Annotated in this window: 19 protein-coding genes; 3 read left to right on the forward strand and 16 right to left on the reverse strand. The window is 65.9% G+C overall.

Features of this window, described 5'->3' with window-relative positions; all coding sequences use genetic code 11:
• Positions 1–104 precede the first annotated feature (104 nt).
• From flgA to LPA34_RS16340, 3 genes are all read left to right on the forward strand, one after another.
• The gene (flgA, locus tag LPA34_RS16330; RefSeq protein ID WP_228979961.1) at positions 105–1,442 is read left to right on the forward strand and encodes a flagellar basal body P-ring formation chaperone FlgA; all 1,338 of its coding nucleotides are present in this window, start codon (positions 105–107) and stop codon (positions 1,440–1,442) included.
• A gap of 144 nt (positions 1,443–1,586) precedes the next feature.
• A complete protein-coding gene (flgM, locus tag LPA34_RS16335; RefSeq protein WP_228979963.1) occupies positions 1,587–1,949 on the forward strand; it encodes a flagellar biosynthesis anti-sigma factor FlgM in 363 nt (120 codons plus the stop codon).
• Positions 1,950–2,044: 95 nt separating this feature from the next.
• On the forward strand, positions 2,045–2,494 hold the full coding sequence (locus tag LPA34_RS16340; RefSeq protein WP_228979965.1) for a flagella synthesis protein FlgN: 450 nt from the start codon (positions 2,045–2,047) through the stop codon (positions 2,492–2,494).
• 117 nt (positions 2,495–2,611) lie between these two features.
• Here LPA34_RS16340 and LPA34_RS16345 read toward each other — a convergent pair whose 3' ends face one another.
• From LPA34_RS16345 to LPA34_RS16420, 16 genes are all read right to left on the reverse strand, one after another.
• The gene (locus LPA34_RS16345; protein ID WP_228979967.1) at positions 2,612–3,346 is read right to left on the reverse strand and encodes an RNA polymerase sigma factor FliA; all 735 of its coding nucleotides are present in this window, start codon (positions 3,344–3,346) and stop codon (positions 2,612–2,614) included.
• Positions 3,347–3,376: 30 nt separating this feature from the next.
• Positions 3,377–4,246, reverse strand: coding sequence for a MinD/ParA family ATP-binding protein (locus LPA34_RS16350; RefSeq protein ID WP_228979972.1), 870 nt, complete (start codon positions 4,244–4,246; stop codon positions 3,377–3,379).
• On the reverse strand, positions 4,239–6,260 hold the full coding sequence (gene flhF / locus LPA34_RS16355) for a flagellar biosynthesis protein FlhF (RefSeq protein WP_228979973.1): 2,022 nt from the start codon (positions 6,258–6,260) through the stop codon (positions 4,239–4,241). The genes LPA34_RS16350 and flhF overlap by 8 nt, the downstream gene beginning before the upstream one ends.
• A gap of 244 nt (positions 6,261–6,504) precedes the next feature.
• Positions 6,505–8,601, reverse strand: a complete 2,097-nt coding sequence (flhA, locus tag LPA34_RS16360) for a flagellar biosynthesis protein FlhA (RefSeq protein ID WP_228979974.1) — start codon at positions 8,599–8,601, stop codon at positions 6,505–6,507.
• Positions 8,598–9,806: a flagellar biosynthesis protein FlhB gene (gene flhB, locus LPA34_RS16365; RefSeq protein WP_228979977.1), complete on the reverse strand. Its 1,209-nt coding sequence runs from the start codon at positions 9,804–9,806 to the stop codon at positions 8,598–8,600. Before flhB ends, flhA begins: the two co-directional genes overlap by 4 nt.
• A 206-nt stretch (positions 9,807–10,012) precedes the next feature.
• Entirely contained in the window at positions 10,013–11,242 is a 1,230-nt protein-coding gene (locus LPA34_RS16370) for a DUF3443 domain-containing protein (protein ID WP_228980016.1), read from the reverse strand.
• Between the two features lie 55 nt (positions 11,243–11,297).
• Positions 11,298–11,822, reverse strand: coding sequence for a DUF2844 domain-containing protein (locus LPA34_RS16375; RefSeq protein ID WP_228979978.1), 525 nt, complete (start codon positions 11,820–11,822; stop codon positions 11,298–11,300).
• Positions 11,823–12,094: 272 nt separating this feature from the next.
• The gene (gene cheZ / locus LPA34_RS16380; RefSeq protein WP_228979980.1) at positions 12,095–12,811 is read right to left on the reverse strand and encodes a protein phosphatase CheZ; all 717 of its coding nucleotides are present in this window, start codon (positions 12,809–12,811) and stop codon (positions 12,095–12,097) included.
• A 2-nt stretch (positions 12,812–12,813) separates the two neighbouring features.
• Positions 12,814–13,209: a chemotaxis response regulator CheY gene (cheY, locus tag LPA34_RS16385; protein WP_090535160.1), complete on the reverse strand. Its 396-nt coding sequence runs from the start codon at positions 13,207–13,209 to the stop codon at positions 12,814–12,816.
• Positions 13,210–13,280: 71 nt separating this feature from the next.
• Positions 13,281–14,366, reverse strand: a complete 1,086-nt coding sequence (locus tag LPA34_RS16390; protein ID WP_228980018.1) for a protein-glutamate methylesterase/protein-glutamine glutaminase — start codon at positions 14,364–14,366, stop codon at positions 13,281–13,283.
• Between the two features lie 5 nt (positions 14,367–14,371).
• The gene (gene cheD / locus LPA34_RS16395) at positions 14,372–15,142 is read right to left on the reverse strand and encodes a chemoreceptor glutamine deamidase CheD (RefSeq protein WP_228979981.1); all 771 of its coding nucleotides are present in this window, start codon (positions 15,140–15,142) and stop codon (positions 14,372–14,374) included.
• Positions 15,139–16,077, reverse strand: a complete 939-nt coding sequence (locus tag LPA34_RS16400; RefSeq protein WP_228979982.1) for a CheR family methyltransferase — start codon at positions 16,075–16,077, stop codon at positions 15,139–15,141. Before LPA34_RS16400 ends, cheD begins: the two co-directional genes overlap by 4 nt.
• 16 nt (positions 16,078–16,093) lie before the next feature.
• Positions 16,094–17,980 (reverse strand): methyl-accepting chemotaxis protein, encoded by a 1,887-nt coding sequence (locus LPA34_RS16405; protein WP_228979983.1) that lies wholly within the window; start codon positions 17,978–17,980, stop codon positions 16,094–16,096.
• A gap of 45 nt (positions 17,981–18,025) precedes the next feature.
• The gene (gene cheW / locus LPA34_RS16410) at positions 18,026–18,553 is read right to left on the reverse strand and encodes a chemotaxis protein CheW (protein ID WP_228979984.1); all 528 of its coding nucleotides are present in this window, start codon (positions 18,551–18,553) and stop codon (positions 18,026–18,028) included.
• A gap of 33 nt (positions 18,554–18,586) precedes the next feature.
• Positions 18,587–20,824 carry a chemotaxis protein CheA gene (cheA, locus tag LPA34_RS16415; protein WP_228979986.1) on the reverse strand — a complete coding sequence of 746 codons (2,238 nt, stop codon included), beginning with the start codon at positions 20,822–20,824 and terminating at the stop codon, positions 18,587–18,589.
• A gap of 67 nt (positions 20,825–20,891) precedes the next feature.
• A complete protein-coding gene (locus LPA34_RS16420) occupies positions 20,892–21,269 on the reverse strand; it encodes a response regulator (protein WP_228979988.1) in 378 nt (125 codons plus the stop codon).
• Between the last annotated feature and the right edge of the window lie 45 nt (positions 21,270–21,314).

The raw sequence follows: 21,314 nt of genomic DNA on the forward strand, positions 1-21,314 counted from the left end.
AATCGGACGAATAACCGGGGAAGGGGGCCTCTATTCAACGTTTGCCAGAGAGGGCCGCTCTCTAGAATGCGATTCGTACCAGTGCATTCCGATGGAGAAACACCATGTCCCTGTCCGCTTCCGCTCTCCCGCACACCGCGCGCCGCGCCAGTGCGGGCACCGTACGGACGCTGGCGGCGTGGCTCGCGCTCGCCGTCGGCGCGGCCGGCGCGGCGCTGCCTTCGTCCGCCTACGCGGAGGACGCCGGCGGACCGATCGTGATCGCGGGACCCGCCGAGACGAATCCGGGCGCGCTCGCGGCAATGGCCGGGCGCATGAATGCGCCGGCGCCAACGGCTGCCATGCAGCGCGCGGCGATGGACACAGCCGGCCGCGCGTCGCCGAACGATCGCAACAACATCGACCGGTTCGCCAACGCAGCCCACGCGGATGGTGCGATCGTCATTCCCGGCGCGGGCGAGGCGCCGGCTCCGGGCATGATGCGCGTCAGCATGCAGCCTGCCGAACGCCAGGTGATGCCGGTGATCATCGCGCCCTCGCAACCGGCCGTGCGCATGGCCGAGCCGGTGCGGCCGGTCGCGGCGAACCCGCCCGCCAGCGATGCCGCGGCACAATTCGACACGCTCGCATCGCGCGGCGAGCCGCCGCAACTGGGCACCAGTGCCGGCAACACGACGCGCGCGATGGGCACTCATGCAGCGGCTCGCAGCGTGCCCGCTTCGCAACCGACAGTGCTGTCCGCTGCGCTGCAGACCGTCGCTGCACAGCCCACGCAGGCGGCGACTCAGGCCGTACAAGCCGCGCCACCCGTTCCCGCCGGCCAGCAGGACGGCGAAGCGGTCCGCCGCGCCGCGCTCGCGTTCCTGCAGCAGCAGGTCGTCGGCCTGCCGGGCAAGGTCGAGATCACGATTGCGCCGGTGTTTCCGCGCGGGCTCGCCGCCTGCGCGACGTTCGAGCCGTTCATGCCGACCGGCACGCGCCTCTGGGGCCGCACGACTGTCGGTGTGCGCTGTGCTGGCGAGCGTCCGTGGACGATGTACATGCAGGCGCGCATTACCGTGCACGCCACCTATTACGTGGCCTCGCGCCCGATGAATCCCGGCGAGACGCTTTCCGCCGCCGACCTCGTCGCCCGTGAAGGCGATCTGACGATGTTGCCGCAATCGATCGTGACCGATCCGTCGCAGGCCATCGGCTCGGCCACCACGATGCGTGTGTCCGCCGGCCTGCCGCTGCGCCTGGACATGCTGAAGAGCGCGTCGTCGGTGACGATCGGCCAGACCGTGAAAGTGGTCGCGCAAGGGCAGGGTTTTGCGATTTCGGCGGAAGGCAGCGCGATGAACAACGCGGCGCCCGGCCAGTCGGTGCGGGTGAAGACGGCCAGTGGCCAGGTGATCCAGGGAATTGTGAAGAACGGTGGCACCGTCGAGATCCAGCTCTAGTTTGCTGGGGCGGGATGACGGAACACCGGGGCGCCGCGAGCACTGTGCGCACAGGAAGAAGACCGGAAGCGGGCGGTATCGATTGAGCTAAAGTTTCGATTCGTGAATGCCGTTATTAGACTCAAATCGTTCAGGAAGCCAATCGTGAAAGTCGATTCCACATCCAATTCAGGTCTGCCGACGTTGAAAGACGCCGCGCAGCGTGCGCAGCAAGGCGGCGACGCCGCTCCGGCGAGCGCGGGCGCAACGGCTGCCGGTGCAGCAGCCAGCAGCAGTGCGGCAGGCAGCGCGTCGGGCGACGCGAGCGTCAGCCTGTCGGGACTGGCCGCGCATCTGCACAGCCTCGCCTCCACTGGCTCGGCCGACATCGATACGGCAAGCGTCGAATCGATCCGTCAGGCGATCAAGGACGGTTCGCTGAAGATCGATACCGGCAAGATTGCTGATGGCGTGCTGGAAACGGCGCGCAACCTGTTGCAGAAGAAGAGCCCGTCGACCGGCAACTGATTGACGCACCGGTGCATGGTGCGCCTCGTGCCGGGCGGCATTTGTCAAACTGGGTCCGCATGCAACGCGCGGGCCAGCGTGTCTAGCGAGTTGTGATGAAAGACGCCCTGCTTTCTACTGTCATCGACGAATATTCGACCGTCGAAGCCTTTGCCTCGGTTCTCGCCCTGGAAGAAAAGGCGCTCACTGCCGTTGAGCCGCTCGAAACGCTCCCGCCGATCGTCGAAAAGAAAACCGAACTGGTCGGCAAACTCTCCACGCTGGAACAATTGCGCGATGCGCAACTGGCTGAGCTCGGCTATCCGGCCGGCTGGCCGGGGATGGAGCTGGCCGCGGACGGCGATGCGCGACTGGCCGCGCAATGGTCGCTGCTGCAAAAAGCCGCCGAACGCGCGCGCCGCTCGAACACCCTGAACGGTTCGCTGATTCGCACGCGGATGGACTACAACCAGCGCGCGCTCGAAGCGCTCAACGTCGCGGTCACCACCGAACGCGTCGGGTTCTACGGCCCGGACGGACGGATTCCGGCGAATAACGGGCTTTAAGCCCGGTCACGCGGACCGTTTCGCTTCCTGAATCCCTGACACAAAAAGCAACGCGGCGCCTGGTGCGCCGCGTTGCTTTTTCTGCGATGGGTGGAGATATCGCGAAACCGGCTGATATCAGCCCGCCTCCGCTCCCGCCCACGCCATTTCCCGCAACCGCGTGCGCAGCCGCGCAACCGCCTGGCTGTGCAACTGGCACACGCGCGATTCGCTGACTTCCATCACCGCGCCAATCTCCCGCAGGTTCAGCCCGCGCTCGTAATACAGCGACATCAGCAGCTTCTCGCGTTCCGGCAGGCGGTCGATCGCTTCGACCAGCGCCGAGCGCAGACTGTCGTCGAGCAGCGCCGACAGCGGGTCCGAATGGTCGACGCAGTAACGGTCGAGAAACGGCTCATCGTCGGCGGAACGGTCGAAATCTTCGTAGTAGATCAGCTGGCTGCCATGCAGGTCCTGCAGCATCGACTGATATTCGTCGAGTGGCATTTTCAGGTGATCGGCGATCTCGGTCTCGCTCGCCGAGCGGCCCAGATGCTGTTCCACCTTGTGCACCGCCGTTTCCACCTCGCGTGAAGTGCGGCGCAGGCTGCGCGGCAGCCAGTCGTTGCTGCGCAGCTCGTCGAGCATCGCGCCGCGAATCCGCTGGCTTGCGTACGTTTCGAACTGCGCGCCCTGATCTTCCTTGTACCGGCTCGCCGCATCCAGCAGGCCGATCATGCCGGCCTGGATCAGGTCGTCGAGATCCACGCTCGCCGGCATCTTGGCGACGAGCTGCAGGCCGAGGCGCCGCACCAGCGGTGCGTATTTTGCCAGGACGTCGGCCTGGGAGATCTTTCCCTGAGCGTTGTACATCGTGCTCCCCTTGTCTCCGCGCTTCGCCTCTCAGGCGTGCTGCGCAGACGGTTGGTCGGCGTGTTTCGCCGCTGTTACTGTCGCGGAAGCCATCCCGGGCGTCCGTGACGACATCGCTGGCCGCATCGGCCAGTACTGCAGTTCTCCGGCGACCTGCCGGAAGTCGCGCGCAGCCGGTGTCGACGGAAACGCATCGACGACGCAGCGCGACAACTCCACGGCCCGCGTCATGCGCGGGTCAGCCGTCACACATCCTGCTTCTTCCAGCGCGACAGTCAGATACCGCCCCGCGACGCCCGCCAGATTTTCAAACGCACTGTGCGCATCCGCCGCGCTCTGGACGCGATTCACCAGCACGCGGAACTGCGGGATCGCGTGCGCGAAATGCAGACGCTTCATGCACGCATACGCGTCGGTGATCGCCTGGGCGTCGATGCGCGTGACGATCAGCACGTCGTTGGCCTGCATCGCGAGCGACGACAGCGCCCCGTCGTGGTCGAGTTCCGCGTCGATCAGCACGATGTCAGCCGGTCCGGCGAGCAGCAGCGCCAGCTGTTCCGGCGTGCAGCCCTCGCGATTGCCGCGCGAAGCGACGAGTACGCCAAAGCCAAGCTCGTGGCGGCCGACGGCCTGCGCGAGCGCCATCTCGCCGCGCACGACCGCCGTGAAGTTGCCCGCGCCGCGCACGCCGCCGAGCATGCCGTTTACCGAGTTCTTGCCAAAACGCTCGTCGATCACCAGCACGTCGCGGCCAAGCTCCGCGAGCGCGGCCGCGAGATTCACCACCGCGGTCGTGCAACCGACGCCGGACGAGCCGCCCGTAACAGCGACCACGCGCGAACCGGACCGGTTGAGCAGACGACGCAAGCCTTCCGCCTGATCGAGCACGAACTTATCCAAAGCGAACCTCGTGCAGATCGGCCGTCGAACGCGCCGACAGTGCCGAGAGCAGCGCGGGGATATCGTCGTCCTGCGGCACGAACGGCGAGCCGTCGCGCGGAATGCAGAACGCACTTTTGATCAGGAATTTCTTCGTCGCGACGTAGAGGTTCTCCGGCACCTTCTGGCCGGTCGACACGTAGTGCACCGGCAGCTTGTAGCGAATCACCGTGTCGAGCACGCTGCCGAGATTCGTCGCTTCATCGAGCTTCGTGAGGATGCAGCCGGCGAGCGCCTGGTTATCCGGCGACTTCTGGTAGGCCTGCACCACTTCGTTGAGTGTGTCGCCGTGGCTCGTTGCGTTCAGCAGCAGCAAACGTTGCACCGGCTGGCCCGTGCCGCACAGCATCGCGATCTGGTCCGACACCGAGCGGTCGCGCTGGCTCATGCCGATCGTGTCGATCAGCACGATGTGCTTGTTGCGCAGTTCGCTCAGCGCGAGTTGCAGGTCCGCGCCGTCTTTCACCGCATGTACCGAGACGCCGAGGATCTTGCCGAAAATGCGCAGTTGCTCGTGGCCGCCGATCCGGTAGCTGTCGGTCGTCAGCAGCGCCACCTTGCTTGCGCCGAAGCGCATCACGCAGCGCGCCGCGAGCTTCGCCGTCGTGGTCGTCTTGCCGACGCCCGTCGGCCCCGTCAGCGCGAACACGCCGCCGCGCTCCATCAGCGCGTCTTCGTTTTCGATCACGGGCAGGTTCGCCCCGAGCACCGAATGCACCCATTCCATGCCCGCGTCCATGTTTTCGACCGCCGGCAGGTTCTCGACCATCATCTTCACGAGCTGCGCCGAGAAACCGGCTGCGAACAGATGCCGGGTCAGCGCGGCATGCGTCGGGCTGCGACGCTGACGGTCGGCCCACAAGAGGCCGGTGAACTGCTCTTCCATCATGCCGCGCAGCGATGCGAGCTCGCTCATCACGGTTTCGTTGACGATCTGCTCCATGCGCGCCTTGATGCCGTCGGTCACGGCCGCTGCCGCGCCCGGAGACAGACCGGCAAGCGAGTTCACGCCGCCCTTCGCGGCGGCTTTCGCCGGTGCGGCGCGCGGCGCGGCGCGGCGTGCCGCGAGGTCGGCGGCTTCGCGCGCCCAGTCGGGCGTGCCCGGATCGTCGATTGCGGCCAGCGTGTCGACCGGCGCGCCCAGACCGCGCGCCATCGCGGTGGCCGGCGTCATCACCGACTTCGCGGTGTGCGCGACATCCGTCGCCGCGATGCGGCGCGCGTGATCGATCAGCCAGGGGTTCGTTTCGACCATCGTGCGCGGACGGCCCGGCGCCTCGGCGATTGCCGGCAGCGGCGTCATGACCGACGGTGGCGTCGGCATGTCCGGACGTGCGTCGATGCGGTTTTCCGGGCGGCCTGAAGCGCGACTGCCGGCGCGCGTGTCCGGACGGCTTTCGAGCCGCGCTTCGGAACGGATCTCGATGCGTGCGTCATCGGTCGTGCGGGTGCTGGACGTGGTGCCGCCGGCGTTGCCTGCCAGCGTGCTGCTGTCGTTCGATCCGGTTTCGCCGGCCGGCGTCGCCGCGCGCTCCGTGCCGGCTTCCGGACTCGCGCCGAACACCGAGGAAAAGACATCCGGCATGGCGCTCGCGTATGGATTCACGGCCATCGACGGCATCGCCGAAGACGGGTACGAAGCCGGCGCGCCGCCAAAGCCGGTGCTCATCGTGGTGTTGCTGCCCGTGCCGGAACCGGGGTTCGCGCCAGAATATCCCGCGCCGCCATTCAGTCCGGTGCCGAAGTTGCCGTTACCACTATTGCCAGCGCCGAACGACACTCCGGAACCGAAGTCATCGGCGGCTTGCTGCGCGGGAGAAATCGCGGCGAGATCGCGATCGGCGAGTGCGACGATTTCGACCGTGCCGTCTTCGATCGTACGGTTCGACAGGACGACTGCATCGGAGCCCAGTGCTTCACGAACGAGACGCAGCGCGTCACGACTCGTTGCGCCGACAAATTTACGAATGTTCAAGCTTGACTCCCGATGAGCGTCACGGACCGGCAACATACCGCTTCCCATTGAGACGGATTATTGCGAATTAAGTCCACCGCCCATCGGTGGATAAAGACCGGGAAAGGCGGGCAATTCGCGCATTAGGCACGCGCCGCGCACGGCGCCCGCGCGCCGATATCCGCGCGAAAGGCAACGGGCGTGGGGTATGAAGCGGTGCGCGGGCCGCTGGTTCGACGCCAGCGGCGAAGCAAAACGGCCGGCCTTACGCGCCAATCACATTGGCAACGCGCACGTGCCGCGTATCGGGCACTTCCGCGTAGGACAGCACTTTCAGTTGCGGCAGGCTGCGGCGCAGGAAGCGCGCGAGCATCGCACGCAGCGCATGCTGCACGAGCAGCACGGGCGCGAGACCCAGATGTTGCTGGCGCTGCATCGCCTTCTGCACTTCGGTCAGGAGCGTATTCGCGAGGCCCGGTTCGAGGCCCGGATTCGCGCCGGTCGAGAGCGCCTGTGACAACACCCGTTCGAGATTCGGGTCGAGGCCCATCACCTGCATGTCGCCGGTGCCCGGGAACCACTGCTGCGTGATCGCGCGACCGAGCGCGAGACGCACCGCCGCCGTGAGGTCGTGCGCATCCGTGATCTTCGGCGCGTGTTCGGCGAGCGATTCGAGAATCGTGCGCAAATCGCGGATCGGCACGCCTTCTTCCAGCAGGTTCTGCAACACCTTTTGCAGCGTCGTGAGCGACAGGATCTTCGGCACCAGATCGTCGACGAGCGAAGGCGTGTCCTTCTGCATCCGCTCGATAAGCGACTGCACTTCCTGACGGCCGAGCAGTTCCGACGCATACGTGACGACCAGGTGATTCAGGTGCGTCGCGACAACCGTGCTCGAATCGACCACCGTGTAGCCATACACCTGTGCCTGTTCGCGCAGGTTCGTATCGATCCAGACAGCCGGCAGGCCGAAGGCCGGGTCTTGTGTGGGCGAGCCCGGCAACGCGGCCGTCACCTGCCCTGGATTGATCGCGAGCCACTGGCCCGGATACGCTTCGCCGACGCCCACTTCGACGCCCTTCAGCGCGATCCGGTAGCCGTTCGGCCGCAGTTCCAGGTTGTCGCGAATGTGGATGACCGGCGGCAGGAAGCCGATTTCCTGGGCGAATTTCTTGCGGATGCTCTTGATCCGCTTGAGCAGTTCGCCGTCGGAATTCTTGTCGACGAGCGGAATCAGCCGGTAGCCGACTTCGAGACCGAGCGTGTCGATCATCGTCACGTCGTCCCAGCTGGCTTCGGTTGCTTCGGTGGACGTGAGCGCGGCCGGCACGACGTCGACGAGCGCCGCGGCGGCCTTGCTTTGCGACGCGCGCTTTTTCATCGTGCGGCCAAGCTGGATCAGGCCGCCGCCGAGCAGCAGGAACGCGAAGTGCGGCATGCCCGGAATCAGGCCCATCAGCACGAGGATCGCGCCGGTGATGACCAGCACGCGCGGATTCGTGAAAAGCTGGCCGGTCAGCTGCGTGCCGATGTCTTCGTTGGTCGCGACGCGCGAGACGATCACACCGGCTGCCGTCGAAATCACGAGCGAGGGAATCTGCGCGACGAGGCCGTCACCGATCGTCAGCAGCGTGTAGACCTTGCCGGCCGCCGCGAAGTCCATGTTGTGCTGGACCACGCCGACGATCAGCCCGCCGATGATGTTGATCACCATGATCAGCAGGCCGGCGATCGCATCGCCGCGCACGAACTTGCTCGCGCCGTCCATCGAGCCGTAGAACTCGGCTTCCTGGGAGATTTCCAGGCGGCGCTTGCGCGCCTGTTCTTCGTTGATCAGGCCGGCGTTCAGGTCGGCGTCGATCGCCATCTGCTTGCCGGGCATCGCGTCGAGCGTGAAGCGCGCGGACACTTCCGCGATCCGCCCCGCGCCCTTCGTGATCACCATGAAGTTGATCACCATCAGGATGACGAAGACGACGATACCGACCGCGAAGTTGCCGCCCACGAGGAAGTGACCGAACGACTCGATCACCTGGCCGGCCGCGTCCGGTCCTTTGTGACCTTCGAGCAGCACGACCCGCGTGGACGCCACGTTCAGCGAGAGCCGCAACAGCGTGGAGAACAGCAGCACGCTCGGGAACGCCGCGAAATCGAGCGGCTTCATCGTGTACATGGCGACGAGCAGCACCATCACCGAAAGCGCGATGTTGAACGTGAACAGCAGGTCCAGCAGGAAGGGCGGCAACGGCAGGATCATCATGCCGAGGATCATGACGATCAGCACTGGACCCGCGAGCGCGCGCAGGTTGGTGCCGCTCAATGCGTCCGGCCGTCGCGAAAGGAACCCGATGCGTGCGTTCATGCTGAGGCTCCGTTGCCTTCGTTTTCATCGCCGAGTGCGTCGGCGGCTTCCTGCATGGCTTCGTCGTCGGGGACGCCGCCCTTGTCGAGTTCGGCGGGCACGTCGAACTCCGTCGGCGCGACCGGCTTTTCGCCGCCTTCGTCCCTGAACCGTTTGAGCTGGTAGACCCACGCCAGCACTTCGGCGACCGCGCCGTAGAGCGGGCCCGGAATTTCACGGTTCAGCTCGACGTTGTGATACAGCGCCCGTGCAAGCGGCGGCGCTTCGAGCAGCGGCACGTTGTTTTCGACGGCCAGCTCGCGGATGCGCGCCGCCACGAGATTCACGCCCTTGGCGACGACCTTCGGCGCGCGCATCTCGCCGTCCGTGTACTTCAACGCAACGGCGAAGTGGGTCGGGTTGGTCACGACGACGTCCGCCTTCGGCACTTCCCCCATCATCCGGCGCCGCGCGATCGCGCGCTGCTGCTGGCGGATGCGGCCCTTCACGTGCGGATCGCCTTCGTTTTCGCGGTGCTCGCGTTTCACTTCGTCCTTCGTCATGCGCAACTTCTTGTGGTACGACCAGAGCTGATACGGCACGTCGAGCGCGGCGACGAGCGCCATGCCGGCCACGGTCATGCCGCAGCAGACGCCGATCAGATGAACCGCGTTGGCGAACGCCTCGTGCATCGGCTGCATGGCGAGCGCGAGGATTTCATCGCGACGATTCAGGATCGCCGTCGTGCCGATGATGCCGACCACCAGCGTCTTCGCGAACGACAGGCCAAGCTGGATCGGGCCGTTGATCGAAAACATGCGGCCCAGACCCGCGATCGGGTCGAGCCGGCTGAACTTCGGCTCCCAGGATTTCGTCGAGATCAGCCAGCCGCCGAGCGCGAGCGGCGCGAGCAGCGCGGCGACGCCCGTCAGCGCGAGAACCGGAAACAGCACGGAAAGACCTTCGCGACCCACGACGCCCGCGCCGATCAGCATGCTGCGCGTTTCGAAGACGGTCGCGTGGTCGAACGTGAAGGCCGCGCGCAGCATGTTCTGCGTGTGCTCGCCGATCGAACCGGACATCGCCCACGTGCCGAAAAAGCCCGCCGACAGCAGCGCAAAGGTCGAAAGCTCCCGGGAACGCGCAACCTGCCCCTCTTCCCGCGCCTTTTCAATGCGCCGGGGAGTGGCTGATTCGGTTTTTTCGAGGTCGCTATCCTCTGCCAACGCGCTCTCCAGATGATCGGGGCACCCTGCCCTTTTTCAGTGAGAGCGATTATTCCCGCAGAAGTCGAGCGACGATCGGCGGATAAAGCCGGGGAAAGGGGGGTATTTCGGGGGATGAAACGCGCGCCCGGCTCAGGCGGCGCCGGTGCATCGGTGTGACCAGGAGGTCGGGGCGGCGCCGCGTCAGGCGGAACCGCCCCGCCCGGTCAGAACGCGATGAATGGCGCCGGGCCGCCCGTCGAGCTCAGATCCATGCCGAAGTACACATAGCGGCCGAAGAAAAACGGCAGGCCGAGATCGACCCAGCCGGCCCTGATGCCCTCGCCGGCCAGGTCGTTGAACGCGAAGTTGGTGCCGCCCGAGACGAGCGTCGCCGCGCTGACGACGTTCATGTTGACGTTCGCGCTCGCGCTGCCGGTGCCCTTCACCGTGAAGGGCCGCGTCTGCGCGCTCGGCGGGCAGTAGAAGCCCGGCTCGTTGCTGCCGCAGGCGGCGAGCGTCGAATCGTCGAAGAAATAGCCGTTCGAGCCCGTATCGAACAGCGCGGTCGCGGGATTGCCATTGAACGTACTGCCGGTCAGGTCGCCAGCGGAGTCGGACAGGAAGGTCTGCGCGGCCGTCAGCGTGTTGTTCGACTGCGTGTTGATGCCGAACACGAGCGTGCCCTGCGCCGAAGCCGCGCCGGTATTCGACACCGGCGGCAATTGCACGATCACCCCGTTGTTGTCGCCGCTGAATTTCGGCACCGGGTTGGCGACCTGCACGGCCGTAGTCGCAATCGTGGGCGTGCATGTGTTGCCGGTGCACCCGTAATAATTGCTGGAGGTCGGGTCCAGACACGTCGTACCGCAATCGTTCTGCATCACGCCGATGCCGAGGATGCCGTTCACGCGCAGGTCGTCGACGGTGTTTTCCGGCACGCCGGTACACGACGCGGGCACGGAGGCCGCCGCCAGATCGCCGATGATCTGGACCGGCAGACTGGCCGCCCGCTTCTGGCCGAGGGTCACGTCGGCGGTGCGCACGGAGCCCCACGTGAAACCGTCGGCGAAAGACGCACATTCAGCCAGGTGCTGCGAGCCGTTGACTGTCGTGACGGGCAACGCGGAACCAAGCGTCGCATTGAGCGCCGTACTCACGATTCGCAGCCCGTACGAGCCCGTATCGAGCTGCACGTGATCGACGATCTGGCAGTTCGCCGTGCCCGGCGCGCAGATTTGCACGCTCACGGTGGGGATGTTGATGACGTTCTTCAGCCCTTTATCGACGGTAATCGCGACAGTGTTCGCGGCGCCCACCGCGACCGGCTGCTGCGTCGGGCCGGCCGGCAGCGAACTGATGCCGTTGCCCGCGTTGTTGCTGCCACTGTCGCCGCCGCCTCCGCCGCCGCATGCCGCGACGAGCGACGCCATGACGACCACCGCCGCAACCTGCATCCATCCCTTGAGCTTTGTTGTGATTTGCACGCTTCGTCTCCTGGTGGTCAAGGGATCACTGGATGTCCTGGCCGCTGACGCCGGCCGGCAACGCCTGCGGCAGCCACGCGACGCCAGCGAACGCACCCATGTGACCGCCGGAGCGCACCACCAGCGTGCTCTGGTCGACCGCGCTCACGCCGCGCCGGCCAGACGTCGCGCGCGCGGCCTTCACGGCGTCGACGTATTGCGGGAAGTAGCTGCCGAGCAGGTCGGCGAGATCGGGCATCCGCGGACCCTGCCACGCGATGCCGAACACCGTCCCCGCCGACGACACATACTCATGCACGACGGTGCCGGAGCCGAACGTCGTCTCGCGAACGGTGTAGGCGGTGGAAGCGGACTGGGAGGGTGAAGCGGAAGCAGAGCGGGAAACAACCGCTGAGCCCTGCACGACGCGCGATGAGGTGGAAGCCCCCGCGGGTGTTGTCATCGGACTGCCGCCCAGCCCTGCGTGAGCGGAGCGGGCAGCGATCAACGTACAGCACAATCCGAGCGACGTCAGCGTAACGACGCGCGCGAGGTGACTCGATTTCGACATTCCCAGGCTCCCCTTGGCAAGTGACCGCCGGGTTCGTACGGTAGCGAACCGGCAGTTCTGGAACTGGCCCGCCGGTGCGCCGTGAATCGGACGATCCGGGCGATCCGGACGCCAGCGTCCTGTCGCCGTAGTATGCCTGTGGATTATTTCAAAGAGCCTGTTCCGCCTGTTCCGCCACGCGGCAAGCGCGCTTCACGTCACCGCCTGTGACGGCGAGGCGCTTTCGCGCGCACCGGCGCGCATTTCGACGCGCGCCGTCACGCGGCCCTGCATTAAAACCCGAGGCTCGCGAGCAGATCGTCGACCTGCGCCTGATCCTGCACGACGTCGGCCTTGCCTTCCGGGTTGATCTGCGGCCCGTTGAGCAGGCCTTCCGGGCTGCCCGTCGGAGCGGCCGGGTCGGAAGCCACCAGTGCCGCCGCGGTCGCCGCGAACTGCTCACGACGCTCCGGCGCGATGTTCTCGACCAGCACGCCAAGCAGCTGCTGCTCGATCAGGTACACGACGTCCATGATCTTCTTGATGACCTGGCCCGTCAGATCCTGGAAATCCTGCGCGAGCATGATTTCGAGGAGTTGCGAGCTCGTCGCCGTCGTCGAATCGGGCAGGTTCTTCAGGAACGTGCGCGTGTCGCCCATCAGCGCGCGCACTTCCTCGCGTTCGATGGGCGCGGCGTACCACTCGTCCCAGCGCGTCTCGAGCACGGCAGCGTCTTTCTGCAACTGCTCCTGCACCGGCTTCGCGATTTCAATGGCGGTCAGGACGCGTTCGGCGGCCTGCTCCGTCATCATCACAACGTACTTCAGACGGTCGCGCGCGTCGGGCACGGCTTCCGCGGCACGCTCGACATGCTTGTCGAGCCCCAGTTCGCGCATCGAATCGCGCAGCGTGCGCGTCAGTTGCCCGATGCGGGCGAGAATACGATCGGTCGCGATATCGCTGCCGTCGTCCCGCGAATCGGCGTCTTGCGCGTCGGTCGGCTCGTTCACAGTCAGCTCCCCGTCTTCGCCATCTTCTCGAGAATCTTGTTGAGCTTCTCGTCGAGCGTCACCGCCGTGAACGGCTTGACCACATAGCCGCTCGCACCGGCCTGCGCCGCCGCGATAATGTTTTCCTTCTTCGATTCCGCCGTCACCATCAGCACCGGCAGGTGCGTCAGGTTCGCGTCGGCGCGAATTTCCTTCAGCATCGCGAGGCCGTCGAGATTCGGCATGTTCCAGTCGGAAATCACGAAGTCGTAGCGGCCGCTGCGCAGACGCGAGAGACCCACCGCGCCGTCTTCCGCCTCGTCGACGTTCGAATAGCCCAGTTCCTTCAGCAGGTTGCGAACGATCCGGCGCATCGTCGGAAAGTCGTCCACCACCAGAATTTTCATTCCCTTATCCATTTCAATTCCCTTTTCCCGTGTCTTCGAAGGTGCGGCGAGCGTCCGCCTGTTCGTTCAGTTTCAGGCCGGCATCATACCCGCTGTACGCGGTCGCCCATCGACGCAAGACGGGCCATGACGCGCCGGCTCATGTCGGCCAGCGATGCGATTTCATCCGCGGCGCCCAATGCAATGGCCTCGCGCGGCATCCCGAACACGATACAGCTCGCCTCATCCTGAGCGAGCGTGTAGGCGCCCGCCTTTTTCATATCCAGCAACCCTGCCGCACCGTCGCGCCCCATGCCGGTCAGGATCACGCCGAGTGCGTTCTTGCCCGCATGCTGCGCCGCCGAGCGGAACAGCACATCGACCGAAGGCCGGTGCCGGTTTACCGGCGGCTCCTCGGACAGGTGGGCAATATAGTTCGCGCCGCTTCTTGCCAGCAAGAGGTGGGCGTGACCGGGCGCGATGTAAGCGTGCCCTGGCAGCACGCGCTCACCGTGCTCAGCTTCTTTAACGGTAATGCGACACAAACCATTGAGCCGTTGCGCAAAAGATTTTGTAAATCCCGGCGGCATGTGTTGCGCGATCAGCACGGCGGGCGCGTCCGGCGGCAACGGCACGAGCACTTCGCGGATCGCTTCAGTGCCGCCCGTCGATGCGCCGACGATGATCAGCTTTTCGGTCGATACCAGCGGATTGTTGAAGAGCGGCGCCGGGGCAGCAGGCGCCTGCGCGTGCGCACCGGGTTGCGGCGCGGGCGCGGCCTGGCGCACGCGGGCGCGGGCAGCGGCGCGCACCTTGTCGGCGAGCTTTTCGGCGTATTCGAGCATGCCGTCACGAATGCCGACGCGCGGCTTCGTCACGAAATCCACCGCGCCGAGTTCGAGCGCGCGCAACGTGATTTCCGAGCCGCGCTCGGTCAGCGACGACACCATCACGACCGGCATCGGCCGAAGGCGCATCAGCTTCTCGAGGAAATCGAGACCGTCCATGCGCGGCATTTCGACGTCGAGCGTCAACACGTCCGGATTGTGCTGCTTGATGAGATCGCGCGCGACAAGCGGATCCGGCGCGGTCGCGACGACCATCATGTCCGGCTGTTCGTTGATGATTTCGGTCATCAGGCTACGGATCAGCGCCGAATCGTCGACACACAACACCTTGATTTTTTGCACGGCTGTCACGCCTCCTCCACGGTCCTGGCGTTGTTCTGGGTAGTCGGGCGCGTTGCGCCAAACAATTCGATGCGCGGCTTCGCCGGCGCGGCCGGTGCCGCACCTGCTGCCGGGTTCGAGCCAAACAGCTCGATGCGCGGCCTGCCAGCCGGCGACGCAAAGAGTTCGACCCGCTCGCGGGCCCGCGCGAGCCGGTCGGCCCGCGCTTCGGCGGTCTGCCGGGCGAGCGCCTGCTCGCGCTCGGCGACCCCTTGATCCTGTTGCAGACGCAGCTTCTTCACCATCACCTGGCCCGTGCGCGGCATGAACGCCACCTTGCGCGGATGGCCACCCTGCAGATCCTCGGCGAGGATGCGGATTTTTTCGAGCGCGAGATAGCGGCGCACGAACTCCGAGTTGCGGTCGCCGATGTTCATCGTCGTCATGCCGGCGAGCACGGCCGCGCCGCCGAACACCTTGGCTTCGAAGCGCTCGCGCCGCCCGCCCGCCTTGATGAGCTCGTTGATCAGCACTTCCATCGCGTACGCGCCGTAGCGCATCGAATCCGACGCGGCCTGCACGGCGTCGGCGCCGTCATCGGGCAGCATGAAGTGATTCATGCCGCCGATGCCCGCCGTGCGATCCTGGATGCACGCGGCCACGCACGAGCCGAGCACGGTGACGAGCACCATGTCCTCGGAGGTCGTGTAGAACTCGTTCGGCAGCAGTTTGACGCCGGGACGCTTGAAGTGATTGTCGAAATAAAGATTGTTCGCGATCGGCAAGGTGCTGCTCATGCGTTGACCTCACCCATTGCCGGCGCGCCGGTGCGCGACGTGCCGCGCGCGCCGCCGCTGTCGCGCGTCAGTTCATAGACGGTCTGGCCGCGCAGTCTGAAGGCCTGCGTCACATAAGTGAAGTTCTCGGAGTGGCCGGCGAACAGCAGCCCGCCCGGCTTCACGAGCGGCTCGAAGCGCGACAGCACGTGTGACTGCGTCGGCTTGTCGAAATAGATCATCACGTTGCGGCAGAAGATCGCGTCGAACTGCGAGCGCAACGCGTAATCGCGGTCGGTCAGGTTGAGCTGGTCGAAGCGGACCATCGCGCGCACTTCCGGGCGCACCTTCACCATGCCGGCGTGCGCGCCGGTGCCGCGCAAGAAGAAACGCTTGAGCCGTTCCGGCGACAGGTGCTTGACCTGGTCGAACTGGTACGTGCCGGCTTCGGCCCTGGCGAGCACCTGCGTGTCGATGTCGGTGCCGAGCACGGTGGCGCTGCGCGCCGCGCTGTCGCCGAGTGCCTCGATCAGCGTCATCGCGATGGAATACGGCTCTTCGCCCGTCGAAGCCGCCGAGCACCACACCGATACTGGCGCGCTGCGCTTCTTCACGAAGTCGGCGAGGATCGGAAAGTGATGCGCCTCGCGGAAAAACGCGGTGAGGTTGGTGGTGAGCGCGTTCGTGAACGCTTCCCACTCGGCCGGATCGTTCGCCGATTCGAGCAGGTCGAGATACGACTTGAAGCTTTCGAGGCCGCGCGCACGCAGGCGCCGCGCGAGGCGGCTGTACGCCATGTCCCGCTTGTGGTCCGACAGCGAGATTCCCGCGCCGCGGTGGATCAGCTCGCGAATACGTGCGAAATCCGCCGACGTGAATTCGAAATCACGTCCCTGATCACCGGAACGAACTGCATCAGCCCTTTCGGGCCGCGGTTCTGCGCGCGTTGCCATCATGCCTGACCGCCAATTCCTAGAACGTTTCCCAGTCGGCGTCGGAGCCGGCTGTGCTGGACGCAGGTGGGGGGGCCGGACGCGCTGCCGGTTCGCTTGTGCCTGCCGGTGTCTTCCTCTGCTTCATCGCGGGTTCGGCACGGAGCGCCGCGGGTTCGGGCCGCAGGAGCGGTGCCGCCGTCGCGGGTGCTGCCTGCACGGGCGCCGGTGGTTTTGTCGCGTGTGCTGCATGAGCCGGAGCGGCCGAAAGCCCCGTCGCAGGTGCTGCCTGCGCGGCGGGCTTCGCCGCCGGGGTCGCCGGCGCGCGCGTACGCTGCGTCCGCGCGACACCGCGCTGCTGCGCCTCGACACCGCCCGCTACCCGCCAGCCGCCGACCACGGTCTGCAACTGGCGCGTCTGTTCTTCGAGCGATGCGGCGGCGGCCGCCGCTTCTTCGACGAGCGCCGCGTTCTGCTGCGTCACCTCGTCCATTTGCACGACGGCGCGGTTGACCTGCTCGATGCCGGTCGACTGCTCTTCCGATGCCGCGCTGATCTCGCCCATGATGTCGGTTACGCGGCGCACCGCCTGCACGATCTCGTCCATCGTCGTGCCGGCGCGGCCCACCAGCACCGAACCGCTCTGAACCTTGTCGGTGGACGTACCGATCAGTTCCTTGATTTCCTTCGCCGCGCTCGCGCTGCGTTGCGCGAGGCTGCGCACTTCGCCGGCGACGACCGCGAAACCGCGACCCTGCTCGCCGGCACGCGCCGCTTCGACGGCGGCGTTCAGCGCAAGAATATTGGTCTGGAACGCGATGCCTTCGATCACACCGATGATGTCGACGACCTTGTTCGAACTCGTCGCGATGTCCTGCATCGTGCTGACGACCTGGCTCACCACCTCGCCGCCGCGCGTCGCGATATCGGACGCGTTGACGGCCAGCTGGCTCGCCTGGCGCGCGTTTTCCGCGTTCTGGCGCACGGTGCCCGTGAGCTGCTCCATGCTCGACGCGGTCTCTTGCAGCGAAGCCGCCTGCTGCTCGGTGCGTTGCGACAGATCGGTGTTGCCCATGGCAATCTCGCGCGCGCCGGTATCGATCGATCCGGTGCTGCTGTGCACGGATTTCACCATCGTCGAGAGGCTCTCCTGCATGTGCCTGATCGCGCTGAAGAGGCGTCCGATTTCGTTCGTGCTGAACACTTCGACCGGATGCGTGAGGTCGCCCGAAGCAATCCGCTCGAAGGCATCGACAGCGTCGTTCAGCGGTTGCACGATCAGGCCGCGCAGCGCGAAGCGGATCAGCACGACCAGCACGAGCGCCAGCACCGTGACGCCGATGATGAACGCCGTCATCGTCGAAATATTCGACTCCGAAGCCTTCTGGCCGTCGACGGCGTTCTGCTGCAGCGCCTTCAGGACCGGCACGGCGGCGTTGTCGTAGGCGACGAACATCGGGCTGATCTTCGTGTCCGCGATCGCGTGGTAAGCCGCGAGATCGTTTGCGCGCAAGGCCGCGAATTCGGGATCGACGCCGTCACGCATCACCGTCGTGCGGCGTGCCAGCAGTTCGTCCAGCAGCGCTGCGTCGACGCCGTTCTTCGCTGTGCCGAGATAGGCCTGCCACGCGTCGTTCGACGATGCGAGCAGGACCTGCGCGCGATCGAACGCCTTCTTCGCTTCGTCCGCGTTGCCGGCCGCCGTCAGCGCCTCGAAGCGGTTCAGCGAAATGCGGGAACGCAGCATGAACGACGCCGCGTCGTCGAGCGCGTGAATCGCGACCAGATCGCCTCGTGCGATCGCGTCAAGCGACTGGCTCGCGCGATTCAGCGCCGCCAGTCCGAGTGCGCCGACCACCACGGTCAGCGCAACCAGAAGGGCGCCCACCGCTGTCAGCGAGGTGCGGATCGACAACTTGCCCAGCATCGTGTTCTCCCGTTTTACCTGTGTACGTATGCGCGCCGGCGCGGCTTATTTGCTGAGCGTTTCGATCAGCGCCATTTCCCGGCTGGTCATCAGCTTTTCGATGTCCATCAGGATCAGCATGCGGCCGTCGACCGTGCCGAGGCCGGTCAGGTACTCGGTCGTCAGCGTCGCGCCGAATTCCGGGGCGGGCATGATCTGGTCGGTCGCGAGCGTCAGCACGTCGGACACGCCGTCGACCACCATGCCGACCACGCGATGCGCGACGTTCAGGATGATCACGACGGTCTGGTGGTCGTACTCGACGCGGCCCAGATGAAACTTGATGCGCATGTCGACGATCGGCACGATGATGCCGCGCAGGTTGATCACGCCCTTGATGAACTCGGGTGCGTTCGCGATGCGCGTCACGTTGTCGTAGCCGCGGATTTCCTGAACTTTCAGGATGTCGATGCCGTATTCTTCCTCGCCGAGCGTGAAGACCAGGAATTCCTGACCGCCGGCGTCGGCCTGCCCTGCATCGCGGCGGCCACTCGTGCCGCTCACGGTCGAATTGATGGATTGGACGTCTGCCACGTAAACCCCCAAACGGTTGGGTTAGTTGATAGGTTAGGAAAGCGTGTTCAGGGCGCCGTGCGCTGCACGGTTTTCGCGGTTCAGTGCCGCGACGTCCACGATCAGCGCAACACTGCCGTCGCCGAGAATGGTCGCGGCGGAAATGCCGTGCACCTTGCGGTAATTCGTTTCGAGATTCTTCACCACAACCTGCTGCTGGCCGACCAGTTCGTCGATCAGCATCGCGAAGCGCCTGCCCTCGGTCTGCATGATCGTGACGATGCCCTGGGTCGGGTCGACCTTCGCGCCTTCGACGGAGAACACTTCGTGAAGCGCGACGAGCGGCAGATATTCGCCGCGTACGCGCACCACGCGTTCGCCGGCGGCGACGCTGTAAATATCCTCGGCTCGCGGCTGGAGCGACTCCATCACGAAGTTGAGCGGCAGGATGAAAATCTCGCTGCCCACCTTCACCGACATGCCGTCGAGAATCGCCAGCGTGAGCGGCAACACGATGCGTGTCGTGCTGCCCTTCCCCGCGTGCGACGTGATCTCGACGTGACCGCCCATCGACTGGATGTTGCGCTTCACGACGTCCATGCCGACACCGCGGCCGGAGACGTCGGTGACCTGCTCGGCGGTCGAGAAGCCCGGCAGGAAGATCAGGTTCCAGACCTCTTCGTCGGTCATGTTCTCGCTGACCTGCATGCCCTGCTTCGCCGCCTTCGCGAGGATCTTGTCGCGGCGCAGGCCCGCGCCGTCGTCGCTCACTTCGATCACGATGTTGCCGCCGTGATGCGCGGCCGACAGCACGAGCTGGCCGGTCGAATCCTTGCCTGCCGCACGGCGCGCTTCCACCGTTTCGATGCCGTGGTCGAGACTGTTGCGCACGAGGTGGGTCAGCGGATCGATGATGCGTTCGATGAGGCTCTTGTCGAGTTCGGTCGCCTGACCGAAGGTGACGAGTTCGACCTCCTTGCCGAGCTTCGCCGCGAGATCGCGCACGAGGCGCGGGAAGCGGCTGAAGACGTAATCCATCGGCATCATGCGGATCGACATCACCGCTTCCTGCAGATCGCGCGCGTTGCGCTCGAGCTGCCCCATGCCGTTGAAGAGGCGGTCGTGCAACGCCGGGTCGAACGTGCTGGTCGTCTCCGCCAGCATGGCCTGCGTGATCACCAGTTCACCGACGAGGTTGATCAGCTGGTCTACCTTTTCGACACCGACGCGGATCGAACTGCCTTCCGCGGCGTTGGCCGCCGGGCGACCGGCTGCCTTGCGCTCCGCCTCCGTACCGCCGGCCGGCGCGCTGCCCTGCGCGGCAGGAGCCGGTGCAACGGCTCCTGCCGAGGGCGCGACTGACGCGCTCGCCGCTTCCGCGGGTTGCGTGTCGACTGCCGCGTTCGGCACGGCGGCGGTCGGCGCCCCCGCGCCTCCGTCTGCCATGCTTCCCGCGTCCACCGGATTCGGAGCCGCGGGCGCGGGCGTTCCAGGTTCGCCCTCCTGCGACTCGTCCACCGGCGCTGCGCCGCGGCCGATTTCGATCTGACTGTCGTCGATCACGAAACAGCACACGGCGATGATGTCGTCGGACGACACATCGGATTCGAGCCACAGCGTCAGATCGCTGCCTGTCTTCACCTGTCCGACGATATGCCCCAGGTTGCCGAGTTCTTCCGTCAGCAGTTCCTGGTCCTTCTCACCTACTCCCCGTAGCGTAATCTTCAGATGCGGTCCGCCCGCGTTGCCGGCAGCCGCAGCGGGCGTCGATCCGGCCTGCTTTTCGCCGACTTCCCGCACGGCCTGGTCGACCACGTGCTCCGGCGCCAGCGCGGACGACGAGGCAGCGGCCGGCGCGGGTGCCGCTGCCGGCGGCGTCGCGCCAGCCGCTGCCACACCGCGGCTTTCGTTATAGAGAAATTCGAGCCGCGCCTGGATCGCCTTCGCGGTCGCGGCGTCCGGCTCGGCGCTCGCGCGGTAGTCGGCGAGCTGGCCCGAGAGCACGTCCTTGGTTTCGAGGAACGTGTCGATCATGTCCTTGCGCAGCACGAGTTCGTTGTTGCGTGCGCGGTCGAGCAGCGATTCGAGAATGTGGGTCGTTTCGGTCAGCGCGGTAAAGCCGAAGGTCGCCGCGCCGCCCTTGATCGAGTGCGCCGCGCGGAAAATAGCCGCGAGGTCTTCCGGATCGGGATGGCCGATGTCGAGATTGAGCAGCAGTTGCTCCATCTGCGCGAGCAGTTCGTCCGCTTCGTCGAAGAACGTCTGGTAGAACTGAGTGATGTCGAGTGTCATGCCTGGGTCACCGCAAGAGATCCTGTCTGGGCTGGGCTGTGTCTTGTTTCGCTTCGTCCGTCGCCGCTCAGACAACGCCTGGTACGGCAAGCGCCGCGACCAGTTCAGTCAGCATGTCGGGGTCGAGCGGCTTTTCGATCCAGCCTGTCGCGCCCGCATCGCGCGCCGCCGCCTTGAATACGTCGCCGGATTCGGTCGTCAGCACGAGGATGGGCGTCGTCTGATACGCCGGATTGCCGCGCAGCGCCGCGATCAGATCGAGGCCGGTGCGGCCGGGCATGTGCTGGTCTGTCAGCACGAGATCGAACGGCATCGCCAGCGCGTTCTCCAGCCCTGCCTCGCCGTCTGCCGCGAGCGTCACCTGATAGCCGGCCGCCGTCAGCGTCGCCGAGAGAATCTCCCGCATCGCTGCCGAATCGTCGATTGCCAGAATGTGCCTGATCATGAAATCCTCACTGCGCTTCCTGTGGGCTGTCCGGCCTGCCGCGCC

The sequence above is a fragment of the Paraburkholderia gardini genome, from assembly GCF_907164575.1.
Taxonomy (GTDB): domain Bacteria; phylum Pseudomonadota; class Gammaproteobacteria; order Burkholderiales; family Burkholderiaceae; genus Paraburkholderia; species Paraburkholderia gardini.

Excerpts from the sequence above, each read along its gene's own strand:
- flgA (WP_228979961.1), top strand. The coding sequence starts at position 105 with ATGTCCCTGTCCGCTTCCGCTCTCCCGCACACCGCGCGCCGCGCCAGT.
- LPA34_RS16340 (WP_228979965.1), top strand. The coding sequence starts at position 2,045 with ATGAAAGACGCCCTGCTTTCTACTGTCATCGACGAATATTCGACCGTC.
- LPA34_RS16345 (WP_228979967.1), bottom strand. The coding sequence starts at position 3,346 with ATGTACAACGCTCAGGGAAAGATCTCCCAGGCCGACGTCCTGGCAAAA.
- flhA (WP_228979974.1), bottom strand. The coding sequence starts at position 8,601 with ATGAACGCACGCATCGGGTTCCTTTCGCGACGGCCGGACGCATTGAGC.
- LPA34_RS16370 (WP_228980016.1), bottom strand. The coding sequence starts at position 11,242 with ATGCAGGTTGCGGCGGTGGTCGTCATGGCGTCGCTCGTCGCGGCATGC.
- LPA34_RS16375 (WP_228979978.1), bottom strand. The coding sequence starts at position 11,822 with ATGTCGAAATCGAGTCACCTCGCGCGCGTCGTTACGCTGACGTCGCTC.
- cheY (WP_090535160.1), bottom strand. The coding sequence starts at position 13,209 with ATGGATAAGGGAATGAAAATTCTGGTGGTGGACGACTTTCCGACGATG.
- cheD (WP_228979981.1), bottom strand. The coding sequence starts at position 15,142 with ATGAGCAGCACCTTGCCGATCGCGAACAATCTTTATTTCGACAATCAC.
- LPA34_RS16400 (WP_228979982.1), bottom strand. The coding sequence starts at position 16,077 with ATGATGGCAACGCGCGCAGAACCGCGGCCCGAAAGGGCTGATGCAGTT.
- LPA34_RS16405 (WP_228979983.1), bottom strand. The coding sequence starts at position 17,980 with ATGCTGGGCAAGTTGTCGATCCGCACCTCGCTGACAGCGGTGGGCGCC.
- cheA (WP_228979986.1), bottom strand. The coding sequence starts at position 20,824 with ATGACACTCGACATCACTCAGTTCTACCAGACGTTCTTCGACGAAGCG.
- LPA34_RS16420 (WP_228979988.1), bottom strand. The coding sequence starts at position 21,269 with ATGATCAGGCACATTCTGGCAATCGACGATTCGGCAGCGATGCGGGAG.